The organism is Streptomyces sp. NPDC041940 (assembly GCF_055589465.1).
Window position 1 is genome coordinate 250,519 of record NZ_JBVJBP010000001.1, and the last position, 22,249, is coordinate 272,767.

Annotated in this window: 17 protein-coding genes and 1 pseudogene; 10 read left to right on the forward strand and 8 right to left on the reverse strand. The window is 70.9% G+C overall.

Annotated elements, in window-relative coordinates:
- Positions 1 to 174: 174 nt before the first annotated feature.
- From ACZ6I3_RS01080 to ACZ6I3_RS01095, 4 genes are all read left to right on the forward strand, one after another.
- Positions 175 to 327 (forward strand): hypothetical protein, encoded by a 153-nt coding sequence (locus ACZ6I3_RS01080; RefSeq protein WP_184592273.1) that lies wholly within the window; start codon positions 175 to 177, stop codon positions 325 to 327.
- Positions 328 to 329: 2 nt separating this feature from the next.
- Positions 330 to 1,574: a PucR family transcriptional regulator gene (locus ACZ6I3_RS01085; RefSeq protein WP_469410752.1), complete on the forward strand. Its 1,245-nt coding sequence runs from the start codon at positions 330 to 332 to the stop codon at positions 1,572 to 1,574.
- Between the two features lie 178 nt (positions 1,575 to 1,752).
- Positions 1,753 to 2,526 (forward strand): IclR family transcriptional regulator, encoded by a 774-nt coding sequence (locus ACZ6I3_RS01090; protein ID WP_469410753.1) that lies wholly within the window; start codon positions 1,753 to 1,755, stop codon positions 2,524 to 2,526.
- Positions 2,523 to 3,383 carry an SMP-30/gluconolactonase/LRE family protein gene (locus ACZ6I3_RS01095; RefSeq protein WP_469410754.1) on the forward strand — a complete coding sequence of 287 codons (861 nt, stop codon included), beginning with the start codon at positions 2,523 to 2,525 and terminating at the stop codon, positions 3,381 to 3,383. The genes ACZ6I3_RS01090 and ACZ6I3_RS01095 overlap by 4 nt, the downstream gene beginning before the upstream one ends.
- 13 nt (positions 3,384 to 3,396) lie before the next feature.
- On the opposite strand, the gene ACZ6I3_RS01100 is transcribed toward ACZ6I3_RS01095, so the two are convergent.
- From ACZ6I3_RS01100 to ACZ6I3_RS01110, 3 genes are read right to left on the reverse strand one after another with little or no spacing between them, the layout of a single operon-like run.
- A complete protein-coding gene (locus tag ACZ6I3_RS01100) occupies positions 3,397 to 4,803 on the reverse strand; it encodes an NAD(P)/FAD-dependent oxidoreductase (RefSeq protein ID WP_469410755.1) in 1,407 nt (468 codons plus the stop codon).
- On the reverse strand, positions 4,800 to 6,020 hold the full coding sequence (locus ACZ6I3_RS01105) for an MAB_1171c family putative transporter (protein ID WP_469410756.1): 1,221 nt from the start codon (positions 6,018 to 6,020) through the stop codon (positions 4,800 to 4,802). Before ACZ6I3_RS01105 ends, ACZ6I3_RS01100 begins: the two co-directional genes overlap by 4 nt.
- The gene (locus tag ACZ6I3_RS01110) at positions 6,017 to 6,598 is read right to left on the reverse strand and encodes a toxin-antitoxin system, toxin component family protein (RefSeq protein WP_469410757.1); all 582 of its coding nucleotides are present in this window, start codon (positions 6,596 to 6,598) and stop codon (positions 6,017 to 6,019) included. The genes ACZ6I3_RS01105 and ACZ6I3_RS01110 overlap by 4 nt, the downstream gene beginning before the upstream one ends.
- A gap of 261 nt (positions 6,599 to 6,859) precedes the next feature.
- Between ACZ6I3_RS01110 and arfA the strand changes: the two genes are divergently transcribed.
- Entirely contained in the window at positions 6,860 to 8,371 is a 1,512-nt protein-coding gene (gene arfA / locus ACZ6I3_RS01115) for an arabinosylfuranosidase ArfA (protein WP_469410758.1), read from the forward strand.
- 16 nt (positions 8,372 to 8,387) lie between these two features.
- On the opposite strand, the gene ACZ6I3_RS01120 is transcribed toward arfA, so the two are convergent.
- Both ACZ6I3_RS01120 and ACZ6I3_RS01125 read right to left on the reverse strand, forming a co-directional pair.
- On the reverse strand, positions 8,388 to 9,443 hold the full coding sequence (locus ACZ6I3_RS01120; protein WP_469410759.1) for a hypothetical protein: 1,056 nt from the start codon (positions 9,441 to 9,443) through the stop codon (positions 8,388 to 8,390).
- A 130-nt stretch (positions 9,444 to 9,573) separates the two neighbouring features.
- A complete protein-coding gene (locus ACZ6I3_RS01125; protein WP_469410760.1) occupies positions 9,574 to 12,561 on the reverse strand; it encodes a glycoside hydrolase family 35 protein in 2,988 nt (995 codons plus the stop codon).
- A gap of 81 nt (positions 12,562 to 12,642) precedes the next feature.
- Between ACZ6I3_RS01125 and ACZ6I3_RS01130 the strand changes: the two genes are divergently transcribed.
- Both ACZ6I3_RS01130 and ACZ6I3_RS01135 read left to right on the forward strand, forming a co-directional pair.
- Positions 12,643 to 13,101 (forward strand): RrF2 family transcriptional regulator, encoded by a 459-nt coding sequence (locus tag ACZ6I3_RS01130; RefSeq protein ID WP_469410761.1) that lies wholly within the window; start codon positions 12,643 to 12,645, stop codon positions 13,099 to 13,101.
- Between the two features lie 294 nt (positions 13,102 to 13,395).
- A complete protein-coding gene (locus ACZ6I3_RS01135) occupies positions 13,396 to 14,040 on the forward strand; it encodes a DUF4360 domain-containing protein (protein WP_382493085.1) in 645 nt (214 codons plus the stop codon).
- Between the two features lie 22 nt (positions 14,041 to 14,062).
- On the opposite strand, the gene ACZ6I3_RS01140 is transcribed toward ACZ6I3_RS01135, so the two are convergent.
- Together ACZ6I3_RS01140 and ACZ6I3_RS01145 are read right to left on the reverse strand one after the other, a co-directional pair.
- Entirely contained in the window at positions 14,063 to 14,452 is a 390-nt protein-coding gene (locus ACZ6I3_RS01140) for a hypothetical protein (RefSeq protein ID WP_469410762.1), read from the reverse strand.
- Between the two features lie 75 nt (positions 14,453 to 14,527).
- Positions 14,528 to 18,409 carry a GDSL-type esterase/lipase family protein gene (locus ACZ6I3_RS01145; RefSeq protein ID WP_469410763.1) on the reverse strand — a complete coding sequence of 1,294 codons (3,882 nt, stop codon included), beginning with the start codon at positions 18,407 to 18,409 and terminating at the stop codon, positions 14,528 to 14,530.
- 888 nt (positions 18,410 to 19,297) lie between these two features.
- Between ACZ6I3_RS01145 and ACZ6I3_RS01150 the strand changes: the two genes are divergently transcribed.
- Together ACZ6I3_RS01150 and ACZ6I3_RS01155 are read left to right on the forward strand one after the other, a co-directional pair.
- Positions 19,298 to 19,822 carry a hypothetical protein gene (locus ACZ6I3_RS01150; protein WP_469410764.1) on the forward strand — a complete coding sequence of 175 codons (525 nt, stop codon included), beginning with the start codon at positions 19,298 to 19,300 and terminating at the stop codon, positions 19,820 to 19,822.
- A gap of 82 nt (positions 19,823 to 19,904) precedes the next feature.
- A pseudogene (locus ACZ6I3_RS01155) lies at positions 19,905 to 20,408 on the forward strand (YciI family protein); the annotation flags it as partial.
- Here ACZ6I3_RS01155 and ACZ6I3_RS01160 read toward each other — a convergent pair.
- Positions 20,409 to 20,984: a CGNR zinc finger domain-containing protein gene (locus ACZ6I3_RS01160; protein ID WP_469410765.1), complete on the reverse strand. Its 576-nt coding sequence runs from the start codon at positions 20,982 to 20,984 to the stop codon at positions 20,409 to 20,411.
- An 82-nt stretch (positions 20,985 to 21,066) separates the two neighbouring features.
- Between ACZ6I3_RS01160 and ACZ6I3_RS01165 the strand changes: the two genes are divergently transcribed.
- Positions 21,067 to 22,239 (forward strand): epoxide hydrolase family protein, encoded by a 1,173-nt coding sequence (locus ACZ6I3_RS01165; protein ID WP_469410766.1) that lies wholly within the window; start codon positions 21,067 to 21,069, stop codon positions 22,237 to 22,239.
- Positions 22,240 to 22,249: the final 10 nt, after the last annotated feature.

Below are 22,249 nucleotides of genomic sequence, written 5' to 3' on the forward strand. Positions count from 1 at the left end.
GGACCGGCACGGCGGAGGGATCGGCGCGTGCGGTTGGGCCGGGAACCGTAGGCGGCTCTTGACGGGGTGTCAATGCTTGTCGAGACTGGGCGTGACAGGCAGGGACGGGACGCCGGGGTGGGGAAACCTCCGGATGATCTCCGGACGAATCCGGACAGAGAGGCTGACCCTGCGATGTCGAGACTGCTCGCTGCCGCGCTGACCGTCGCGCTCGCCGCTGCCCTTGCCGTGGGCGCCGCGCTGGGCGTGGTCGCGCTGCTCCAGGCCACACCCGACCAGCCGAACACCCCCCTGATCACGTACGAGCAAGCGGACCAGGGGAGTTGACGGTGACAGCCGCCCGCACCGGAACCGTCACCGCGCGCTCGGCCTGGCACGACGTACCGCGCCTGCAGGTGCGCCGGTTCGCGGCGATCGCCATGGCCGAGGCGCCCGCGCTCGCCGAGGAGATCCTCTGCGAGATACAGCGCGAGTACCCGCATCTGCCCGTCGTCCTCGACGACTCGGGCGAGCCCATGGCCCTGGTCGGCATCCGCCGCGCCATCGAGGTCTTCGTGCAGCACCTGGAACACTCGGAGGGCCGGCCCACCGTCCCGCCCGGCGTCTTCCAGGACTTCGGCCGCGGCGAGGGCCTGAACGGCCGCTCGCTCGACTCCCTCCAGGCCATCTACCGCATGGGCGTCCGCCTGGCCTGGCGCCGCTTCGCCGACATCGGCCAGCGCGTGGAGATCCCGCCCCCGGCGATGTACGAACTCGTCGACGCGGGCTACGAGTACCTGGACGGCCTCGTCGACCAGTCCGTACGCGGCTACGCGGAAGCGGCGGCCCGCCAGGCGGGCGAACGACTGCGCCTGCAACGCCGCCTGATGGAGCTGCTCCTCGCCGAGCACCACCGCGGCGACCCCGCCGAGGCCCTCACCGAACGCGCCGCCCGCATCGGCTGGCCCTTACCGGCGAGGGTCGCGGTCGGTGTCCTGCTGCGCCCCGCCCGGGAGGCCATGGCCCCCGCGGTCGGCCAGGGCGTGCTGCTCGACATGGAGTACGAGCAGCCCCGCATGGTCGTGCCCGACCCGGGCGCGGCAGGCCGCCCCGAGCTGCTGCACCGGGCCCTGGCCGGCTGGTCCGGCGCGATCGGCCCGCCCGTACCGCTCGCCGACGCGGCGAAGTCGCTGCGCTGGGCCGAGGCCGCGGTACGCCTGATGGAACGCGAGCTGCTCCCCATGGGCGAGGTCCTCTACTGCACCGAGCACACCGAGGCGCTGGTCCTCCTCCAGCCGGAGGAACTCATCGACGACCTGGCCCTGCGATGCCTGGCCCCCCTGACCCACTGCGGCCCCACCCACGGCCGCCGCCTCGCGGAAACACTCCTCGCCTGGCTGGAGACCAGAGGCGGAGCCCCGGAGGTCGCGACCCGCCTCGGCGTCCACCCCCAGACGGTCCGCTACCGCCTGCGCCAGATCAGAGAACTCTGGGGCGACGAGATCGACAACCCCGACCGCCGCTTCGAACTGGAACTGGTCCTGCGGGCCCAGCGGCTGCGGGGGCAACTGGGGGCGATGCGCGGGCGACGGTGAGCCTCCGGCGGCCTACCCGGTGATCACTGGCGTGCCCGTGACGGGCTCGCCGGTTTCCGCCCGCTCTGCCTTTGCCCATTGCCCGGCCAAACCTCTATGGCTAGCCTGTGTTCGTCATGCCGATCGCCTGTTGAAATCTCGAACACAGGCGCCTGAGACACATAGGGAGGGGCCGGTCGTGGGACGACTCGTACCAGCCGTGACCCGGGCTCTCGACATTCTCGAGCTCTTCCTCGACGGGGACGGGACGCTGTCCGCCCCCGACATCGTGCGCAAGCTGCAGCTGCCGCGCACCACCGTGCACGAGCTGGTGACCACGCTCGCCGCCCGGAAGTACATCGTCCAGGTGCCCGGCCAGCCGGGACGCTACCGGCTCGGCGTACGGCCGTACCAGCTCGGCGCCCGTTACGCCGAGCAGCTCGACCTCGCCGCCGAGGGGCAGTTGGTCGCCCGGTCCGTCGCCGAGACCTGCGACGAGACGGTGCACGTGGCGATCCTCGAGGACACGGACGTCATCTACATCGCCAAGGTGGACTCCACGCACGCCGTGCGGATGGTGTCGGCGGCCGGCCGCCGGCTGCCCGCCCACTGCACCTCCGTCGGCAAGATGCTGCTGGCCTCCCTTCCCGAGCACGAGCTCGCCACGCGGATCCCCGACAACGCCGCGCTGGTCGCGATGACCCCCAACAGCATCACCGACCCGGCCGCCCTGCGCGAGGCCCTGACCGAGATCCGTGAGCGGGGCCTCGCCGTGGAGAACCGTGAGTCCAATCCGGACGTGAGCTGCGTGGCCGCGCCGGTCCGCGACCGCACCGGCCAGGTCGTCGCCGCCCTGTCGATCTCCGTGCCCATGATCCGCTGGAGCGAGGAGCGCCGCGCCGAGCTGGAGCAGTTCGCCGCGAAGGGCGCCGCCGACCTGTCGGAGCACCTCGGCCACCGGAGCCTGGCGTGACGGAGAAGCCGTACGAGGTCGCCGTCCGGGCCGAGGCCGAGCTCGGCGAGGGGCCGACCTGGGACGCGGCGGCCGGCCGGCTGCTCTGGATCGACATCCTCGGCTCCCGGGTGCACACCTACGACCCCGCCACCGGGCGCCGCACGGTCCGCCGCACCGAACAGCACGTGGGCGCGGTCAAGCCGCGCGCCGGGGGTGGACTGGTGCTGAACCTGCGCGACGGCATCGGCCTCCTGGACGGTGACGCCGAAGGCGGCGGGTTCCGCTGGCTGCACCACGAGCCGGTGCCCGGCCGCCGCGCCAACGACGCCGCCGTGGCACCCGACGGCACGCTCTGGGCCGGCACGATGCGCTACGACGAGGCCCCGGGCGGCGGCACGCTGTCCCGCGTCGCCGGTGACGGCACGGTCGGCGTCGTCCTGGACGACGTGGCCGTCAGCAACGGCACGGGGTGGAGCCCCGACGGGCGGCTTCTGTACTACATAGACTCCCCGACCCGGCGGGTCGACGTCTTCGACCACGCGGACGGGCGGGTGTCCGGCCGCCGGACCCTCGCCGTGATCGAGGACGGCGCGGGCTTTCCCGACGGGCTGACCGTGGATGCCGACGGGTGCGTGTGGGTCGCCCTCTGGCAGGGCTCGGCGGTACGGCGCTACACACCCGACGGTGAGCTGGACCGGGTGATCGAACTGCCGGTGCCGCTGGTGACGGCCTGCGCGTTCGGCGGGGCAGACCTGAGCGACCTGTACATCACGACGGCCCGGGTGGGACTGACGGAACCGCCCGCACTGGCCGGGTCGGTGTTCGTGGTGCCGGGCGCGGGCAAGGGCGTGGCCCAGCCCGCGTTCGCCGGCTAGTCCTGCTGGAGCCCTACGGCTCCAGCCCGGCCGCTTTTCGCTCCGCGGCCGTCAACGGCGGTCCGCTCAACGACGGCTTGAGCGGCCCCACCGCCGCCGCCAGCAGCACCGACGGAGTCAGCAGCACCCCCGCCCCCCGCTCCAGTGACGTCACGTCGGTCACCCGCCGCGCGATACGGCCGCTGCCCGTGGCCGTGTACATCAGCCGGTCCACGTACGCGGTCACCAGCCGGTCCCGGCGGGTGGGGCCCTGCTCCGTCGCGCCCGGGTAGAACACGTCCTGGCCGATCGCCAGGTCCCAGGCCGCGCCGACCGGGCGGGAGGCGGCCTTCTGGATCCGCCGGGACAGCCCGGGCGTGGCCCAGCCGTGCCGCCGTACCGTGTCCCGCAGCAGCAGGGCGCTCTGCGCGGCGACCGCCAGGCCGTGCCCGTAGACCGGGTTGAACGCGGCGAGGGCGTCGCCGAGGACGGCGAAGTTCTCGGGCCAGGCCGGCATCCGCTCGTAGAAGTGCCGGCGGTTGACGGTGGTGCGGGTGAAGGACACGTCCGACAGGGGCTCGGCCTGTTCGAGCAGGTCGCCGATCAGCGGGTGCCGCAGGTCCTCACGGGCGAAGCGGACGAAGTCGTCGTTCTCCCGGGACGGCCGGCCGCCGCGCGTGCCGCACAGGGTGACGATCCACCGGCCCTCCTCGATGGGCAGCAGGAACCCCGCCCGGCCGGGCCCGCCGTCCCGCCGGTCGGGCTGGACGTTGACGACCGGGAAGCCGTCGCGTGCCGCCGCGGGGGCCAGGTAGAGGCGGCTGGCGTAGGCCAGGCCCGCGTCGACCTCGCGGCACTCCGGCGCGGGCAGCCCGAGGGCGGTCAGCCAGTTCGCGGCCTGGGAGCCGCGGCCCGAGGCGTCGACGACCAGGTCCGCGTCGAGGACGACCTCGGGGCCGGCGTCCGGCCGGATCCGCACGCCCGTGACCGCCGCGTCCGTGCCGGTCAGGCCCACCGCCTCCGCGCGCTCGACGACCTCGATCCGCTCGTCGGCCAGGACCCGCGCGCGGACCGTCGCGTCCAGCAGGTCCCGGCCTGCCAGGATCACATGGTGGGACTCGGGCCAGCGCCGGAACCAGCCCCGGGTGCCCAGGGCGACGATGTCCGTCGTGACCGGCCGCCGGTTCGCCCCGGCCTCCCGGAGCGCCCCGGTGATCCCGGGCAGCAGTTCCTCCATGGCCCGCACCCCGCCCGACCAGAGCATGTGGGCGTGCCGTGCCTGCGGAAGTCCCTTGCGGGGTCCGGGAGCGGCGGGCAGCGCGTCGCGCTCCACGACGACGACCCGGTCGGCGACATCGGCCAGGGCGCGTGCCGCGAGCATGCCGGAGTGGGATCCCCCCAGGACGACGGCGGTTCTGGCGGGGGTGGAGCTGTCAGTCATGCGCGGGCGTTCTCTCTCCCGGGGGCGGCCGCGCGCGAGCGTACCGCCTCGATGTGGTCGCGGTGACGCAGGGCGCGGGACACGGCCTGGATCTCCCGCAGCAGATACGTGGTGTCGGGGCCGGAGGGCGAGGCGGCGCTGTCGCTCCGCGGGGCCTGTTCCCGGGCGGCGACGGCGTCCAGGATCGTGACGGCGGCGGCCAGCGCCTTCGCCCGGCCGGCCTCGAAGCCGAGCCCCAGGGCCGCGTCGTACGACCGTTCCCGCAGTTCCTCGTCGAGGTGCCGGGAGAGCTGGAGGAGCACGTCGCGGATGTACGTCTCGCGGCGGATCAGGCGCAGTTCACCGGTGGCGCGCGGGGCGAAGGGGGCGCCGCCGCCGTTGACGGTGCGCAGTAACCGGTAGAGGGGGCGCAGCTGCCAGTGGGCGAGCCGGATGCGCCACCGTTCGTGCAGGTACTGGCCGCCGTGCGGGATGATGAAGCCGATCGCGACCATGGTGGCCGAGAGGCACGCGGCCGAGGGGGCCAGGTAGGTGCTCAGCCAGTCCAGGTCGTTGCCGGTCAACCGGGCGATGACGGCGGTGAGTTTGGCCGCGTCGAAGAGCAGGTTCGTCGCGTAGCCGACACCGAGGAACCTCAGGCCCCAGCGCAGCCAGGCGTCCAGGCCGTCGGTGCGGACCCAGTTCCAGATCAGCCGGGCAGTGACCGAGCAGGCCACGGTGTGCGCCAGGAGGTAGAGCAGGATCTCCTCGCGCATGAAGGGCGTGTTGGCGTAGTACGTGTCCAGGTCCCGGCGGCGTTCCACGGGCACGTCCGCGAGCCAGAAGAGCACCCACAGGGCGACGACCACACCCGCGTAGGCGAAGACGACCCAGCGGGCGGCGCGGCGCGTCGAGGCCGAGCGGTCGGACAGGCCGTTGCGCCAGGCGACGATCAGCAGCAGCCAGGACGCGCACAGCGCGGTGAGCAGCGAGTACACCAGCGGCGCCGCGATGTTCGGCACGCCGGTGACGCGGTTGGTCCAGCCGATGACGGCCGGGGAGGCGAAGACGAACACGGCGCAGGCGAACAGCAGCAGCCCGCCGACCGCGCGCAGCATCGGGTCCCGCCACATCTTCACCAGGCTGGGCAGCTTGATGACCAGGGCGACGGTCAGCGCCCCGATCGGCAGCCAGAAGGAGACGGAGAAGCTGTCGAGGACGTCCCGGGCGTGGATCATCGCGCGCCGCCTCCGCGTCCCCGGTAGCCCATCGACCGCCGCACCGGATCGAGAGCGGCGTCCGCGGCGCGCGGGGCGCCCTCCGCGTAGGAGCGGAACGCCGCCGCCAGCCGGTGCCCGAACGCGTCGGCCTCGGCCTCGTCCCGCTCACGCGAGCCGTCGCGGGCGGCCACCGTCAGCACCACGGACTTCCAGCCGGGCTCCCGGTCCAGCGCCCGGACCGCCGCCGTACCGGCGACATGGTGATGTCCGTGCCCGGCGTGCAGATGCCACAACTCATGCCCGAGGATGACCAGTTGCTGCACGGCCTCGGCCCGCTCCTCGACGATGACGAGGTCGAAGTCCTGGAACTCGACCCACAGCCCGGTCACTTCGAACTCGTCGGGAAAGCGCTCGAAACGCAGCTCGACGGGACGCCCTCCGCGCCGCGCGCTCATCTCCTCGCACAGCGCCCGGCACAACGACCGTACGTCGGCGGGGGACTGCTCTCTCGCCCGGACCGCGTCGGCGAGCCCGGCGGCCAGGCCGCGCATGGCGGAACCACGTCGCGAGCGCCTGAACACGGCCGCGATGCCCATCGCTCCCCCTTCTCACCGCCGGCCGGCGGCTTGGCAGCGGGTCCGAGACTACGCGCCCGAATGTGTTCACGTCATGCGATCCGGCGCCCGTTGTTCAATGGAGAACGACCGTTCTTGAGCAGAAAGCGGTGTCCAGACTCCGGCCGCGCCATTGACGCGCCCGCGCTTCGAATTTACGGTCCTGTTCGAAGTAACGAGCATAATTCGAAATGCCGAACGCCGGCCGTCCTGGAGATCCGGCAGTCCTGGAGAAAGGCGACCATGCACACGGCCCGCTTCACCCTCGACCCCGCCTTCACCATCGGCGAGGTGAACCCCCGCCTCTTCGGCAGCTTCGTGGAACACCTCGGCCGCTGCGTCTACACCGGCATCTTCGAACCCGGCCACCCCACAGCCGACGAGGCCGGCCTCCGCCAGGACGTCCTGGACCTCGTCAAGGAACTCGGCGTCACCGCCATCCGCTACCCCGGCGGCAACTTCGTCTCGGGCTACAAGTGGGAAGACTCGGTCGGCCCCGCGGAGACCCGCCCCCGCCGCCTCGACCTCGCCTGGCACTCGACGGAGTCCAACCGTTTCGGCCTCTCCGAGTACATCGCCTTCCTCCGCAGGATCGGCCCCCAGGCCGAGCCCATGATGGCCATCAACCTCGGCACCCGCGGCGTCGCCGAAGCCCTGGAACTCCAGGAGTACGCCAACCACACCGAGGGCACCGCCCTGTCCGACCTCCGTGTCTCCCACGGCGACAAGGACCCCTTCGGCATCAGGCTCTGGTGCCTCGGCAACGAGATGGACGGCCCCTGGCAGACCGGCCACAAGACGGCCGAGGAGTACGGCCGGGTCGCCGCCGAGACGGCCCGTGCCATGCGCCAGATGGACCCGAAGGTCGAACTGGTCGCCTGCGGCTCCTCCAGCCAGTCCATGCCGACCTTCGCCGAGTGGGAGGCGACGGTCCTCAAGGAGACGTACGACCTCGTCGACTACATCTCGCTGCACGCCTACTACTGGCCCGAGAACGGCGACGTCGACTCCTTCCTCGCCTCCGCCGTCGACATGGAGTCCTTCATCGACAACGTCGTCGCGACCGCCGACCACGTGGGCGCGCGCCTGAAGTCGAAGAAGAAGATCAACCTCTCCTTCGACGAGTGGAACGTCTGGTACATCTCCGAGTGGCACGAGATCGAGAACTCCGGCGAACGGGCCTGGTCCGAGGCCCCCCGCCTCCTGGAGAACAACTACAGCGTCATGGACGCGGTCGTCTTCGGCTCGCTCCTCATCGCCCTGCTCCGGCACGCCGACCGCGTCACGGTCGCCTGCCTCGCCCAGCTCGTCAACGTCATCGCGCCGATCATGACCGAGCCGGGCGGCCCGGCCTGGCGGCAGACCACGTTCTTCCCGTTCGCGCAGGCGAGCCGGCACGGCCGCGGCCAGGTCCTCGACGTCCGCGTCGACTCGCCCACGTACGAGACGAAGAAGTACGGCGAGGCCGACCTGCTGCACGCCACCGCCGTACGCGCCGAGGACGGCACGGTCACCGTGTTCGCCGTCAACCGCAGCCGCACCGAGGCACTGCCGCTCGACGTCGCCCTGAGCGGGCTCGGCCTGACGTCGGTCGTCGAGCACAGCGCCCTCGCGGACGCCGACCCCGACGCCCGCAACACCCTCGACGACCCCGAGCGGGTCACCCCGCACACCGTCGACGGCACGGCTCTCCAGGACGGCACGCTGAGCACCGTCCTGGAGCCGCTGTCATGGAACGTGATCCGGCTGGCGTGACCACCGGACGGGCGGATCAGCGCTCGATGCGGAGCAGGGCGGACGAGGACGCGGAGGTGGACGTCGTGCCGACCGCCCAGTAGCCGCCCGCCGAACCCGGCACGGAGGCAAGGGCGTTCATGACGACGGGGGTCGTGGCCACCGGCCCCCGTTCGCTCACCCAGGCCGTGCCGTCCCAGCGCAGGTGGTGGGCCCGGGTCTGGTCCCAGAAGTCCCAGCCCGCGATGCGGTCGGGGCGGCCCTGCGCGTCGCCGACGATCCCGTTGAGCATCCCGACGCCGAACGGCCCCGTCACGCCCTGCCAGGTGCTGCCGTCGCCGTGCAGGAGCAGAACACCGGGGGGCTTGCCGATCGGGCCGCCCACCCCGTAGTCGTAGCCGACGAGCCACAGGTCGTCGTCGGCGACGGGCAGCAGCCCCGTGACGCTGGCGCGAATGCCCTGGTAGGCGGGCAGTTCGGTCCAGGCCGAGCCGTCCCAGCGGGCGACGATCCCGACGCCGTACAACCAGACGTCACCGGCCGGGGTCAGCTGGACGCCCGAAGGAGTGGCGGCGGTCGCGCTCGGCGGTGCGGGCAGCCAGGTCCAGGTGCCGCCGTCCCGGTGCAGGAGCAGCTCGCCGTCCGAGGTGCGCCCGGAGAACCAGGCTCCGCCGCCCGGGTCGACCGCGACACCGGTGAGGGAGGTGCCGGACCGGCCCCGGCCGGGGAAGTCGCTCTCCCGCCAGGTTCCGCCGTCCCAGGCGAGCAGGTGCGTGGCCCCGGCCGTGTCGGTGCCGATCGCCCACGCCGAGCGGGCGCAGGTACCGGCCACGGAGTGCAGGTAGCCGCGGAAGCCCAGATGGCCGAGGTCGGTCCGCGCCCAAGCGGTGCCGTCCCACGCCAGGGCCAGCGGCGAGCCCAGCGTGCCCCCGCTGCGGCCCTCCTCGCCCACGGCCCACGCGAGACCGGCTCCGGCGGCCGCGACGTCCCGCAACTGGGCGGCCGCTGTGCCCGCCGGTGTCGGCACGGCCTGCCACGCATGAGGTGCGCCGGTGTCCCGGGCGACCGCGGCCGGGGCGAGTCCGAGACCCACCCCGGCACCGACTAATCCGCTGATGAAACGCCGTCTTCGCACGAGGTTCCCTCCCCTGTCCGCGGCTTGCGGAGCAACACCGTGTCCCAGCCCGCCGGAGAAGGCAATGCGCGCGGACACCACGATCCGGTCACACCGGCTTGACCGGCACCCCTCCCGCCGCCGCGCCCAGCAGCGTCAGCCGTACGTCCTCCGGCCCGGACGGCGTGCTGCCGTCCGACAGCACCGCCAGCGCCAGTGTGTTGGCCCCCCGTGTGCGGAGGATCCCGTTCGGCAGCACGAAGGTGTGCTGCGGCCCCACGTCGTTGATGTACTGGCCCAGGTTCCAGCCGTTGAGGAAGATCTGCGCGCGGTAGGCCCGGCCCGGGTCGTCGTCGAGGACGAGCCCGACCGAGGCGTCGACGCCCGGGTCGAAGTCCAGCCGGAACTCCGTCCGGTACCAGGTGACGCCCTGCCGCCGGTCGGCCCGGGGCAGCTCCACGTCCTTCCAGTCCCCGCCGTCGCGATCGTCGTGCTCGGGCAGATGCCAGCCCTCGCGCTCCCCGTGCAGTCCGCCGTTGTTCATCGGCCCGCGCTCGGGGTCGGGCGTGGACGCGCCCTGGATACGCCACTTCACCTCGGGGGAGCCGCCCTCGAAGGTGACGGCGGTCAGGCCGCGCGCCGCCTTGTGCGTGTCGAGGGCCTTGCCGTCCATGTCGTGCGGCATCGGCCGGACGAGCACGGACAGCACATGCCGGTCGCGCTCTCCGTCCCGCGCCTCACGGAACCTCTCCCGCAGTTCCTCCGGCAGGGCGAAGCCGGCCTTCGCGGTCCACGTCCCCTGCCGGGCCCGGCTCTTGTCCGGTACGGGCATCCGGTGGGTACCCAACGGCTCGCCGTCCAGCCAGGCCATCAGCAGGCCCTGCGTGCCCGTGCTGTAGGCGAGGGAGACCGACTCGATGCCGTTCTCGTCGTTCCACTCACCCCGGTACCAGACGTCGCCGTAGTGGAAGCCGTAGTCGTCGGCGAACAGCACGGGCTGCCCGTCGGGCACGGGCGTCGTGCTGAAGGACGTCTCCTTGTCGGCCGCAGTCCAGCCGGAGTCGTCGAAACCGGGCTCGGCCTCCGGGTTCTCGGTCCGCCGCCGCCACCCGTCGAGCGCGGGCAGGGCGGGCCGGGTCACCCCGGGCAGCGGCCGCAGCGCGAGCAGGCTGCCGGAGGCGCTGATCCGCGTGGGCACCGCACGCCCGTTCCACGTCACATGAGTGATCCCGGGCGGCCCCCACACCTCCAGGCCGGTCGCGCCGACGGTGTCACCGGTGAGATGGACCGTGGAGCCGCGCAGGGTGGCGGACCGCAGCAGCGACGGGCCGTAGACGAGGAGCCGGCCGGAGGGCGTCTCGTACGGCCACAGCCGCAGGGCGGTCGCGTCGTCGGCGAACAGCACCAGCATCGGTGTGTCCACGCCGTCGCCCTCGACCCGCACCCGGCTCAGCCCGCCGGCGCCGAGCGGAGCCGTGATGTTCAGCTTGTTGAGGTTCCAGGACCACGCGGGCTCCGCGTCCAGCCGCATGGGGGTCGGCTCGTCGGCGCACTCCAGCACGACCTGCGCGAGGTCGCCGCGCCGCCCCGCGAACACGGCGATGTCCTGCCGCCCTGCGGTCAGGCTCAGCATCGGCTGCACGGTGGCGTGCACCAGCGTCCGCTTCCCGAGCTTCAGATCGGCGGCGATCAGCTTGGCGTCCCGCGCCGGGACCATGACCGGTACATCGATCCCGGCGTCCGGCAGCGTCACCGAGACCGCCTCGGCGGAGTCGTTGCGCAGGACGTAGAAGCGGGCGCCGGTGTCGGGGTTGGCCAGGGGGTAGACCTTGACCCGCTTGTCGGTGGCGCGTACGGCCTTCGCCCGGTCCAGCTTGGCGAGGTCGGGCAGATGGCGCACCGACTGCCCGATCTGGTGCATCGAGGCGAGCTTGGGGGTGGCGTTGCGGGCCTCGTCGATGGCCGCGCCGTAGTCGTACGACGTGTAGACGGCCGGTGCGGGCAGCCAGCCCCAGGAGGTGCCGCCGAACGTCATGTAGACGTTGTGCAGCGTGATGCCGTTGGCGAGGTTGGTCAGGTAGAAGCGCCGCTCGTACGCCGCGTCCCGGGTCCGGCGCGACTCGGCGTACCCCTTCCCGCCGAACCAGGACCCGCCCCACGGGTCGAACCAGCCCCCGCCGAACTCGGGCACGAACCCGGGCGTGCGCGGACTGGCCGTGGCCCCGCCCTTCGGGCCGCCGGGCCCGAAGTGCCCCCAGTCGGGCGGTACTTCGTCCGGCTCCGGATACCCGTCGAACCCGTACAGCCAGCGGCCCTTCTCGCCGCCGGTGCCGAACGACCCGGGTGCCCAGTGGCCGTTGCGGCCCTTGTCGTTGTGGAACAGCGGGACGTCGATGCCGTCGGAGCGGACCTTCTCGTACAGGTAGGACATGTAGGCGCGCCCGGCCGGCTCGTCGACGTGGGCGTCGTACTCGTTCTCGATCTGGTAGAGCAGGACCGTGCCCGTACCCCGCGTGAACAGCCGCTTGGCGACGACGGCGTTGACGGCGGTCAGCCACTCGTCGACGTACTTCAGATACGTCGGGTCGGAGGTCCGGGCCGTGCCCTCGGTGGCGGTCAGCCAGCCGGGGAAGCCGCCGGCGTCGACCTCGGCATTGATGTACGGGCCGGGCCGCAGGATGACGTACAGGCCGGTCTCGGCGGCCATGCGCAGGAACAGGTCCAGATCGCGCACCCCGGTGAAGTCGTACCGGCCGGGCGCCGCGGAATGGTAGTTCCAGGCGACGTACACGCTGACGGCGTTGTAGCCATGCGCGCGCATCTTCTGCAGCACGTCCCGCCACAGGGACGGGCTCGGCAGCCGGAAGGGGTGCATCTCGCCCGACCAGAGCACCAGGCGGCGGCCGTCGACCAGCAGCGAGTACCGGTCGAAGCCGATGCTGTGCCGCCTGCCGTCCGCGCTCGGCACCGGAGGCGGCGGGCCCGTGGGCGCGGTCCGTGCCGTATGGGCGGAGGTCGGCGACCCGCTGCCGGTCAGCGCGAAGCCGAGCGCCGCCGTGCCGGCGAGAGCGTGGAAGGTACGCCTGCTGAGCTCCAAGGGAGCGCCTCCTGTTGTGCTGCCGTGCCGTACGTGGTGCTGGTGCGTCATTGTCTACAGGCCGACCGCGACAATGGTCCTATGAGGATCTCGGCACGAGCGGACTATGCGGTACGAGCGGTCGTGGAGCTGGCCGTCCGGCAGGGGGAGGGCCCGGTCAAGGCGGAGGCCGTGGCCACCGCGCAGGACATCCCCCACAAGTTCCTCGAGGGCATTCTCGGCGATCTGCGGCGCGGCGGTGTCGTCGACAGCCGCCGGGGCGGGGGCGGTGGCTACCGGCTGGCCCGCGAGGCCACCGAGATCACGGTCGCGGACGTGATCCGGGCCGTGGACGGCCCGATCGTCTCGGTGCGCGGCGAGCGGCCGACCGGCCTCGCCTACAGCGGCACCGCCGAGCCGCTGCTGCCGCTGTGGATCGCCCTGCGGGCCAATGTGCGCAGGATCCTGGAGGGCGTGACGGTCGCCGACCTCGCGTCCGGCGCGCTGCCCGAGCAGGTGGAGCGGCTGGCGGCGGAACCGGCGGCCTGGGAGAACCCCTGACGGGCCGCGTCCGTGGCGGAGCCGGTGGGTGATCCTCATCGGGTCCTCGGGGTGTCCTGGGGGCTGGGGTATTGGTAACGCACCTTATGCGCCCACCGGCACCACACGTGAACCCGCCACTGTGAATGGCCGGAGACCGCTCTGTCCGCCTCTTCCCGCCCTGCGTACGATGCGACCGCCCCGGCCTTCACAGCTCCTTCATGGAACGGTCACAGGTGGGGGTGCATGCGCTGTCGTCTTGACATGCCCATGTTCACTTTCATGATCCACCCCCCACGAACGGATGGGAGAACCATGGCCGGTGGCCTGCTCCTGAGCGGCGCGGTAGCCGCGCTCCTCACCAGCGCACTCCCCGCAACATCCCCGTCCTCCGGGTTCGACGACCCGCCCCCGGACAAGATCATCATCCAGGTCGCCACGGTGAACGGCTCCGGCTGTCCGCAGGGCACGGCGGCGGTCGCCGTCTCCGAGGACAACACCGCCTTCACGGTGACCTACAGCGACTACCTCGCCCAGGCCGGCGGGAACTCCGACCCGACCGCGTTCCGCAGGAACTGCCAGCTCAACCTGAAGGTCCACGTCCCCGGCGGCTTCACCTACGCCATCGCGAGCGCGGACTACCGAGGCTTCGCCGCCCTCCAGCGCGGCGCGAGCGCCTCCCAGCGAGCCTCGTACTACTTCCAGGGCTCGCCCAGCACGGTGTACAAGAACCACCCCTTCAGCGGCCCCCTCAACGACAACTGGCAGGCCACCGACGAGACGGACTGGGCCCAACTGGTCTACGCACCCTGCGGAGTCCAGCGCAACTTCAACATCAACACCGAGATCCGAGTCAACGCCGGCACCCAGTCGGCCGACAAGGTCAGCTTCATGACCATGGACTCGACGGACGGGGACATCAGCACGGTGTACCACCTGGCGTGGAAGGAGTGCCCGTAGTCCTGACGGCGGCGCGGGAGCGTCAACCGCGGTGTCCGGGGCTGCCGGCCCCGGACACCGCGGTACCGACGAGAACGTACGCGACGAGGGCGGGGACCGGCATGTGCCCGCCCGCGCGGTCGATGTCGTCGATGTAATACCCGGAGAGCACCGCCCAGACCAGCCCGCCGACCAGCACGAGCACGGCGTTTCCGCTCTCGCCCATGATGCGCATGCCGGCCCACAGCAGGAGGGGCATCAGCGCCCAGGCAGCAGCTGTGGTGAACAGGAACTCGAAGGCGCCGGCCCACTCGTCCTCGCTCGCCGCCGAGCTCTCGCGTGCCCCAGCGAAGCCGGCGTACATGAGGGAGTGGCAGGCCGCGGTGGCGGCGACGACAGTGACGGCGCCTTTGACAGGTCGTATGTACCGCATGGCGGGAATCCTCGCTCTTCGCAGGCCGATGGGCCCCAACACGGGTGCGTTGGGGCCCACGGATGTGTGCAGGTGCTACAGGGAACGCTCCAGCGCGTTGGCGTAGAGCCGGGCGCCGGAGATCTTCGGGTGGAACGACTTCATCGACGGCTGGGGCGCGTCGTTGTCCGCCTCGGACCGGCCGGAGAATACGGCACCGTTGATGGTTTCGGGGTCACCGCAGATCGCCTTGCCCTTGAAGTCCGACGCGGGGTCGACGAACGTGGCCCCGGCCGACGTCGCGGCGGCCTTCATCTCCTGGCTGAGCTTCGGAGCGATCTCGTCGTTCAGCCAGGGCGCCTCCTCGGTTCCGATACCCGGGATGCACTGGCCGTTGCCTTCCAGCAGGGGCGGGTAACCCACGAGGTAGATCTTGGCCTGCGGCGCACGCTCCTTGATCTGGTTGAGTACCTTGACGATCCGCGGCTTGACCTGGTTGGTGATCCAGCCGGGCATGAAGTCCTTGAGCGGACCGGTCATCTCGCCCGTCTTGTCACCCGTGTCCGGGTTCCGCTTCTCGATCTCGGCGTTCTGGCAGAGACTCAGTCCGGCGTACAGGACGCATTCCTGGAACACGTCCGAGAACATGGAGTCGTTACCGCCGACGGCGAGGGTGACGATGTCCGTGTTCTGGTCGAGGTAACCGAGGTCCATCTGCGGCAGCGAGTTCTGCTGGTTCTTGCCACCCGTCCAGATGTTGTAGGTGCGGGCGCCCGAGCAGGCGATGAAGCTCAGGTCGACATTGCCGTAGTCGTCGGAGATCGTGCCTATGGACTGGGACCTGCCGGGCAGGGTCGCCTGCCGGATCCAGGCCTGCTTGGAGCGGTGGCACTTGTTGACGATCTCGCTGTCGCCGAGGTCCTCCTTGTAGTCCGTCTCCCGGAAGTAGTCCTTGCCGCCCTCGGTGTCGGCGCCTTCGCCGGAGGCGAAGGAGTCACCCATGCCGACCACGTGCGTGGGGTTGGCGTCGAGCTTCTGGAAGGCGACGGCGTCCCAGGCGATGTCGACGCCCGGTGCCTCGTCGGTGATGTTGGACAGGGCCACCGACGGGGTTCCGGTGAAGTTGAAGACGCCGAGCGAGCGCCACTCGTTGCTGCGGATGCGCTGCGGGGCGACACGCTGCGGAGACTTGGAGTCGGTGCCCGACACCGTGTACTTCGCCTGCTGCGACCGTGCGGCCACGTTGGGCATGTGGACCAGGACCCGGGTCCAGCCCTTGACGGTGCTGGGGCCGGTCCAGGTGCCGGTGGCCTTCAGCCGCTGGTCCGTTCCCGGGGAACTGGCCTTACGGGTGGTGGAGAACCAGGTGTGGTTGCCGTAGCCCACGCCGAGCTGATGGGTGTCCATCTTGGCCGAGGGCGTGGCGAAGTCGAACTTGAACGATCCCGACGTCTGCGCGGTGTCCGAGCAGCGTCTGAAGTCGGAGCCCGCGATCCGCTGACCGGAGTTCACGTTGTCGACGATGGTCGTACCGATCGGGAGTCCGGAGTTGCACCGGGGCGGGTGGGAGTTGCCGTCCGCCTCCTCCGGGTAGGTGTTGTTGAAGCGGAAGATCTCGTTGCCGCAGGCACCGGCTCCGCAGTTCTTCCACTCCACCTTCTTGTTCCACCAGCACTTGAAGTCACCACGCTGGCAGGGACCCGACGCGGGCGAGTCGTTCGACGCGCCTTCCTTGATCTTGGCCGGGTCGCACTCGTTGGAGCCGTCACAGAACAGGGTGACCGGCGGCTTGGCCATGGTGCGGAACATGGGCTCGGTCCACCAGGCCGGCCGGTAACCGTGGACGAGGGTGCCCGGCGCCTCCAGCCCCTCCAGCGGGCGCGCGGCCCAGCCGATGACCTTCTCCGGGTACGGCCAGAACTGCGGCCTGGCGGCGTGGGAGTAGTCGTTGCCGCCGCTCTCGCTCTCCAGGAACGGGGTCCGGTTCGGCTTGTAGGTGGGGTTGGCCGGGTTGTTGGCCCAGCCCACGCCCCACTTGCCCCCGTTCGCGCCCGCGTCCGCCTGCTCGTAGAACCCGGAGTTGTAGGCCCACAGGGCGAAGAACCAGTTCTCGATCCACTTGGGGTCACCGTTGTTCACGGTGAGGCCGGCCTTGCGGGTCTGGTTCCACTTCTCGGCGAGGATGTTCACGCCGGCCGCGACGTTCGCGGTGTAGTCCAGCGCGACGGCGTCCTGGTAGGCGCGCGGCTTGGACGGCCGGACCTCGCCGTCCTCGTACGGCTTGCCGGGCAGCCGCATGCCGTCGGTGACCTGCGTGATGCCGTAACCGCAGTCCGCGGCGGGCCAGTTGATGGCCCAGGGGTCGTCGACCTGGCCGTGCTCGTTGTGGACGAGGCCGTAGTAGTTGCCGATGAGGCTGTTGGCGGTGGTGCCCGGCGCGGCGAAGCGGGTGGCCTGCCACATGTTGGACTCCTGGGCGGTGATGCCGAGGAACACCTGGGCCGGCATGCGCCCGCCGCCCGTGAGCGGGGTGAGACCGCCTGCGAGGGACTGCGGCGAGTAGGCGCCCATGCCCATGTTCTTCCAGTTGGCGGCCCGCTTCACATGCTGGTCCATCGTGCCTTCGATGGCACGGTTGACCGCCCACTCGATCTGCCGCGGCTTCGGCTGGAAGGCCTGCTTCTGCGGGTTGCCCCGCTCCACGGCGCAGGTGCGCTCCGACTCCGGCTCGGCGATGTTCAGCAGCGCCGTCTTCTTGCCGCCCACGGTGCCGCCGCTCTTGGCGGGAGCGGTGCCGAGAGCCGGGGAGCGGTTCTCGCCCTCGGCCGGATCGGGACTGACCGGGGACGCGGCCGGGTTGGCCTCGAACACCGGCTTGCTGCCGGTGGGCAGGTGGTTCATCTCGATGCGGGCCGTGCGCGCCGTGTCGTACTCGGAGGGGCGGACACGGGTGTCCTTGCCGTCGGCCCACGCGGTGTCCACGACGGACCGGGCCCGGGTGGAGGCGGTGGCGTCCTTGTCGATCCCGCCCGGGTTGCGCACGTCCTTGGGCAGGGTGCCGACGTTCTTCGCCGCGCCGGTGACGATCGCGGTGCCGTCGGCGGCGCGGGTGAGGTCCATGCCGGTCAGGTTGCCCTCGGCGACCGTACGGGCCTTGACGTCCTTGCCGTCGAGCTGTCCGCCGGTCAGGTACTTGACCTCGGAGGTGGTGCCGGCGGACGCGGCCTCGGCGGGCTTGGCCTCGGCGGCCCGGGCCCGCAGATCCTTCGCGGCCCGGGCGCTGTAGGAGCGGTCCAGGAAGGCGAGGCCGCCGTCCTTGGTGACGGACAGGCTGTAGGGCGTGTTCTCCGTGCGCGTGACCAGCTCGGTCTTCCCGCTCGCGGTGACCCGGACGACCGCGTTGCCCTGTGCGGCGACGATGCCGTCGCGGGTCGGGACCGCGGAGGTGATCTGGCCCTTCACCGTGGTCTTCTTCTTCGTCTTGCCCGTACGGGCGTCGACGGTGATCAGACGGGTCTCGTTCCGGTCCGACGTCTTCTCGTCGGTGAACTGCGAGAGCACCGCCTGCTCGCCGTCGCCGCAACCGGGCGAGAAGTAGGCGAGGCTCGCCTGGAACGGGAGCTTCGTGACCTCGCCCGAGTTCAGGTCCACGGCGGCCGTGAAGGCGCCCCGGGCCATGAGGTTGGGCTTGTTGGTGAAGGTGCGCGGCGCGTAGGCGACCAGGGCGCGGTCACCGGAGGCGGTGACACAGGCGTTGCCGATCCAGGTGTCGGTGTCGCTGAACCCGGGTTCGACGAGGGTCGCGGCGGTCTTCCAGCGGTAGCCGTCGGCCTCGTCGGCGGTCATGAGGTGGAAGCCGGTGGCGTCACCGGTGGTGGTCCACGCGGTGTCGGAGGACTTGGCGTAGCCGCTGCCGAGCACCTTCTTGCGCTTCTTGGCCGGAACGCGGTCCTTGTCGCCGTTCTCGTCCGCCTTCACGCGCGGCGCGGCGGGGCCGGACCATCCTTCGGCGGCATTCGGGGGTGGCGTCGGTGCCTGCTGGGGAGCGGCCTGCGCCTGGACCGCGGTTCCGAACGCGATCGCGGTGGCGATGGCGCAACTGATCGGAACACGCGCGTATGTGTATCTGCCGGCCCGTCTCAAAGAACATCTCCATGAGTGAGAGGTGGGGGAATGCTCGTGCGCGGGCACAACGAGGCCTCGGCACACGGATGGTTGCGTCGACAGGGGGGGTGAAAGCGACCGCCACGGCAGAGGAGGACCGCACACCGTCGTGCGCCTCGGTCTGTCGTGTGTCAGCGGGAGTTGACGACCGTCGTAGTGCTCGGTCGGAGAATCAGCCGGGCCCTCCGCGGCTCAGCTGTGCTGTGCGCGGCGGGCTCGACGGGCGAAACGGCGCAGGCCGATACGGCGCGGGCCGAGATGGCGCGGGCCGAGATGGCGACCCTCGCAGCAGATGTCAGGCATTTCTGTTCCTCCCCCGTTTCGACGCGACGGGAGGACGTGGCCATACGGGTGCTGCGTCAACAGCACCGGCCCCCCCGAGCGGCACCCGGAGACCGGGTGATGAGACCAGGTCGCCTGAGTGCGAGGTCACTGTAGACGCACGGAACCGTCAGAAATAAGCACCGAGTAGGGACATGGCAAAAAGAAGGTCATGTCCGGGCGGCGTCCGGCAAGGAGCTGCCGCCTGCTGATCTGTGAACTTCCTGAGGAGACCGAACGGGATACCCAGGAGGGGGATTCGGGGCCTTGGCTGATTTCCGCCCCTCGGTCCGACCTGCCAAAACCCCTTGCCCGTTTGGATGTTCGATGCGCTACGGTCTGTGCGGCACGATCATCCGACTGTCACTTACTGGGGGAACTGTGAAGACTGGGATGCGTCTGGGCGGCGTCTGCGCCGTCCTGCTGGCCGCGACGGTGGTCGCTCCTGCCGCGTCGGCGGCCGAGCAGACCGTGGACATCAAGGGCGTCAAGGTCGCCAAGGAAGCGTCGGCCGAGACCAAGCAGATCATCGGGGCCAACGCAGCCGTTGCCGCGGCCGCGGCCAACGTGTGCGGGTCCGGCTACACCATCTCCACCGGGGCTGCCCGCTACGGCACCTACGGCACCACCTACACGTGGACCAACGGCAAGACCACGGGCGACCGGTACTACGACAAGCCGATCTGCGCCGTGTTCTTCAACGACACCGGCTCGGCCCACTACATGGGGGTCCGGCTGAAGGACAACTACACCGATACTCCTCACAAGGAGAACTTCGGCACCTTCAGCAGCTACGCCGGGCCCGTCTACCAGAACCGCGGCTACTGCGGCGAGGCCTACTCCTACATGAAGGTCGGCTCCAAGGTCGTCGTCGACAACATCCTCACCGTGGGATCCTGCAACTGACGTCACCTCGCGACGCGCTGCGCCCGCGTCATGCGGGCGCAGGTCGACCCACGCCGCTCCGGCCAGATGGCAGCGTCCGGGTGAGGAACTGGGAGAGGCGCACTGGGCCTATATGGACCGGTACGAGGCCGAGTTGACCGCCCGTGGACCGACCTTCGCGGGTGACGGTGAGACGCCCACCGGCAGCGTGCACATCGTCGACCTCCCCGACTCCGCCGCGGCCCGGGCCTTCGCCTTCGACGAGCCCAACTACCAGGCCGGCGCGTACCGGGACGTACTGCTGCGCCGCTGGCGCAACCTCCTGGGCCGCACCATGTGGGACTTCCCGGGCGGCCCGACGGCGGGCAACCGCTACCTCGTGATCGGCCTCGGCCCGGACCCGGCCACCGACCTCGAATCGCCGCCCTCGGCGGCCCGGGACGACCTCATCGCGTACGGGCCGCTGCTGTCGGACGACGGTGAGGTGTGGGTGGGTACGGCGGTGCTGGTGCGGGCCCCGGATGCGCGGGCCGCGCGTGGCGTCCTGACGGTGGGGCGGTACGCGGATGTCGAGGTACGGGCGTGGGAGTTCGGAGGGCGGCGCTGATCACTCGGTCGATCCAGCGCTCTTGCGCTGGTTGGCGTTGAAGCGCGCCTTCTTCTGACGATTCCCGCACGTGTTCATGTCACACCATTTGCGCGTGCGGCTCTGGCTGGTGTCGAAGAAGGCGGCTTGGCAGGTCGGTGAGGCGCACAAGGCCAGTTTTCCGTCTCGTTCGCCCGAGACGACACTGATCGCGTCGGCGGCGATCACGCTGAGGGCATCCTCCACGCGGGAAGCGGAGCCGAGCCGCCACTGCCGCTTCCCCTCGGGTGTCAGGAAGGCCGAGGCCCGACCCTGGGCGCTGCGGTCATTGATGACTTGGACGGCGGCCGCGGGGAGAGGGTCCTGGACCGCGGCCGCTGTCGCGGCGGCGTGAATCGACTCCCTCAGTTCCCGGGCGAGGTCGAGCTGGGCGGTGGTGCAGGAGTCCACGGCGAGGCCGTACACCGCCAGCCAGTCGACGAGTCGGTGCGGCGTGGGAATGCGCTCCACGGCGTCGCCGTGACGCTCCGACAGGGTCCCCGTGAAGCTGGTCGCCAGCACGTTGCCGAGGCGGAAGTCAGGGTGGCCAGTACGCATGGAACCACCTTAGCCGGTTGCGATGTGACTCGGAGGGCTGCTAGAACCGTCTTAGCCGGTTCCGCGATGGCCAGGAGGTCTCATGCCCCGTCCGACCAGCGACGTACAAACATTCGAAGCCCGTGCGACTGACGCCGACCTCGACGATCTGCGCGCGCGACTGGCCGCGGCGCGACTCCCGGAGGCCGAGACGGTCCATGGCGCCGCGCCCGGCTCTCGCCGATGGGAACAGGGCGTTCCGCTCGCCGACCTCATCGATCTCGTGGACTACTGGCGCACCGGCTACGACTGGCGCTCGTTCGAAGAGCGCCTCAACCGCCTCGGACAGTTCCGCACGACCATCGACGGTCTGGGAATCCACTTCCTGCACCGCCGATCCGCGCGCGCGGACGCCACTCCGCTGATCCTGACGCACGGCTGGCCGGGCAGTATCGCCGAGTTCACCGATGTGGTGGACGAACTGGCGGATCCGAAGGACGCGGACGCGCCGGCGTTCCACGTCGTGGTCCCCTCGCTGCCGGGCTTCGGGTACAGCGACAAGCCGGCCACCACCGGGTGGGGAACCGAAAGGATCGCGGCCGCATGGGTGGAACTGATGGGAAGGCTCGGCTACGACAGGTTCGCGGCCCACGGTGGTGACTGGGGAGGCAATATCACCACGGTCCTCGGCGGCAGGTTCCCGGCGCACGTTCTCGGCATCCACACCACGTTCGCGGAGGCGCCGCCCGGGCTGACGACGGACGGGCTGACGGCGGTCGAGCGCGAGTGGACCGAGGAGACCCGCGATTTCTGGCACCACCGCGCGGCGTACGCGAAGCAGCAGGCGACCCGGCCGCAGACCATCGGCTACTCGCTCGTCGACTCACCGGTCGGGCTTCTCGCCTGGATCCTCGACAAGTTCGCCGAGTGGTCGGACACGGAGGACAGCCCGTTCGAGACGATGTCCAGGGACCGCATCCTCGACGACGTCACCCTGTACTGGCTGACGCGGACCGGCGCGTCGTCGGCCCGCATCTACTACGAGAGCCACAACTCGCTCGATCCCGAACTCCGGGTCGACGTCCCGTCAGCGATCACCATGTATCCCCGGGACATCGAGAAGTGCCCGCGCGCCTGGTCGCAGGAGCGGTACCGGCGGATCGTCCGTTGGCGGTCGCCCGAGAACGGGGGACATTTCCCCTCGCTCGAAGTCCCCGAGTATTTCGTCAAGGACCTGCGAGAGGGCCTCGCGGCAGTGCTGGCCGCCAGTCGGTGAACGCGGCTCG

Bases quoted from the DNA above. Each gene is read 5' to 3' on its own strand.
- ACZ6I3_RS01080 (WP_184592273.1), top strand. From the start codon at position 175: ATGTCGAGACTGCTCGCTGCCGCGCTGACCGTCGCGCTCGCCGCTGCC.
- ACZ6I3_RS01100 (WP_469410755.1), bottom strand. From the start codon at position 4,803: ATGACTGACAGCTCCACCCCCGCCAGAACCGCCGTCGTCCTGGGGGGA.
- ACZ6I3_RS01105 (WP_469410756.1), bottom strand. From the start codon at position 6,020: ATGATCCACGCCCGGGACGTCCTCGACAGCTTCTCCGTCTCCTTCTGG.
- ACZ6I3_RS01110 (WP_469410757.1), bottom strand. From the start codon at position 6,598: ATGGGCATCGCGGCCGTGTTCAGGCGCTCGCGACGTGGTTCCGCCATG.
- arfA (WP_469410758.1), top strand. From the start codon at position 6,860: ATGCACACGGCCCGCTTCACCCTCGACCCCGCCTTCACCATCGGCGAG.
- ACZ6I3_RS01130 (WP_469410761.1), top strand. From the start codon at position 12,643: ATGAGGATCTCGGCACGAGCGGACTATGCGGTACGAGCGGTCGTGGAG.
- ACZ6I3_RS01135 (WP_382493085.1), top strand. From the start codon at position 13,396: ATGGCCGGTGGCCTGCTCCTGAGCGGCGCGGTAGCCGCGCTCCTCACC.
- ACZ6I3_RS01140 (WP_469410762.1), bottom strand. From the start codon at position 14,452: ATGCGGTACATACGACCTGTCAAAGGCGCCGTCACTGTCGTCGCCGCC.
- ACZ6I3_RS01160 (WP_469410765.1), bottom strand. From the start codon at position 20,984: ATGCGTACTGGCCACCCTGACTTCCGCCTCGGCAACGTGCTGGCGACC.
- ACZ6I3_RS01165 (WP_469410766.1), top strand. From the start codon at position 21,067: ATGCCCCGTCCGACCAGCGACGTACAAACATTCGAAGCCCGTGCGACT.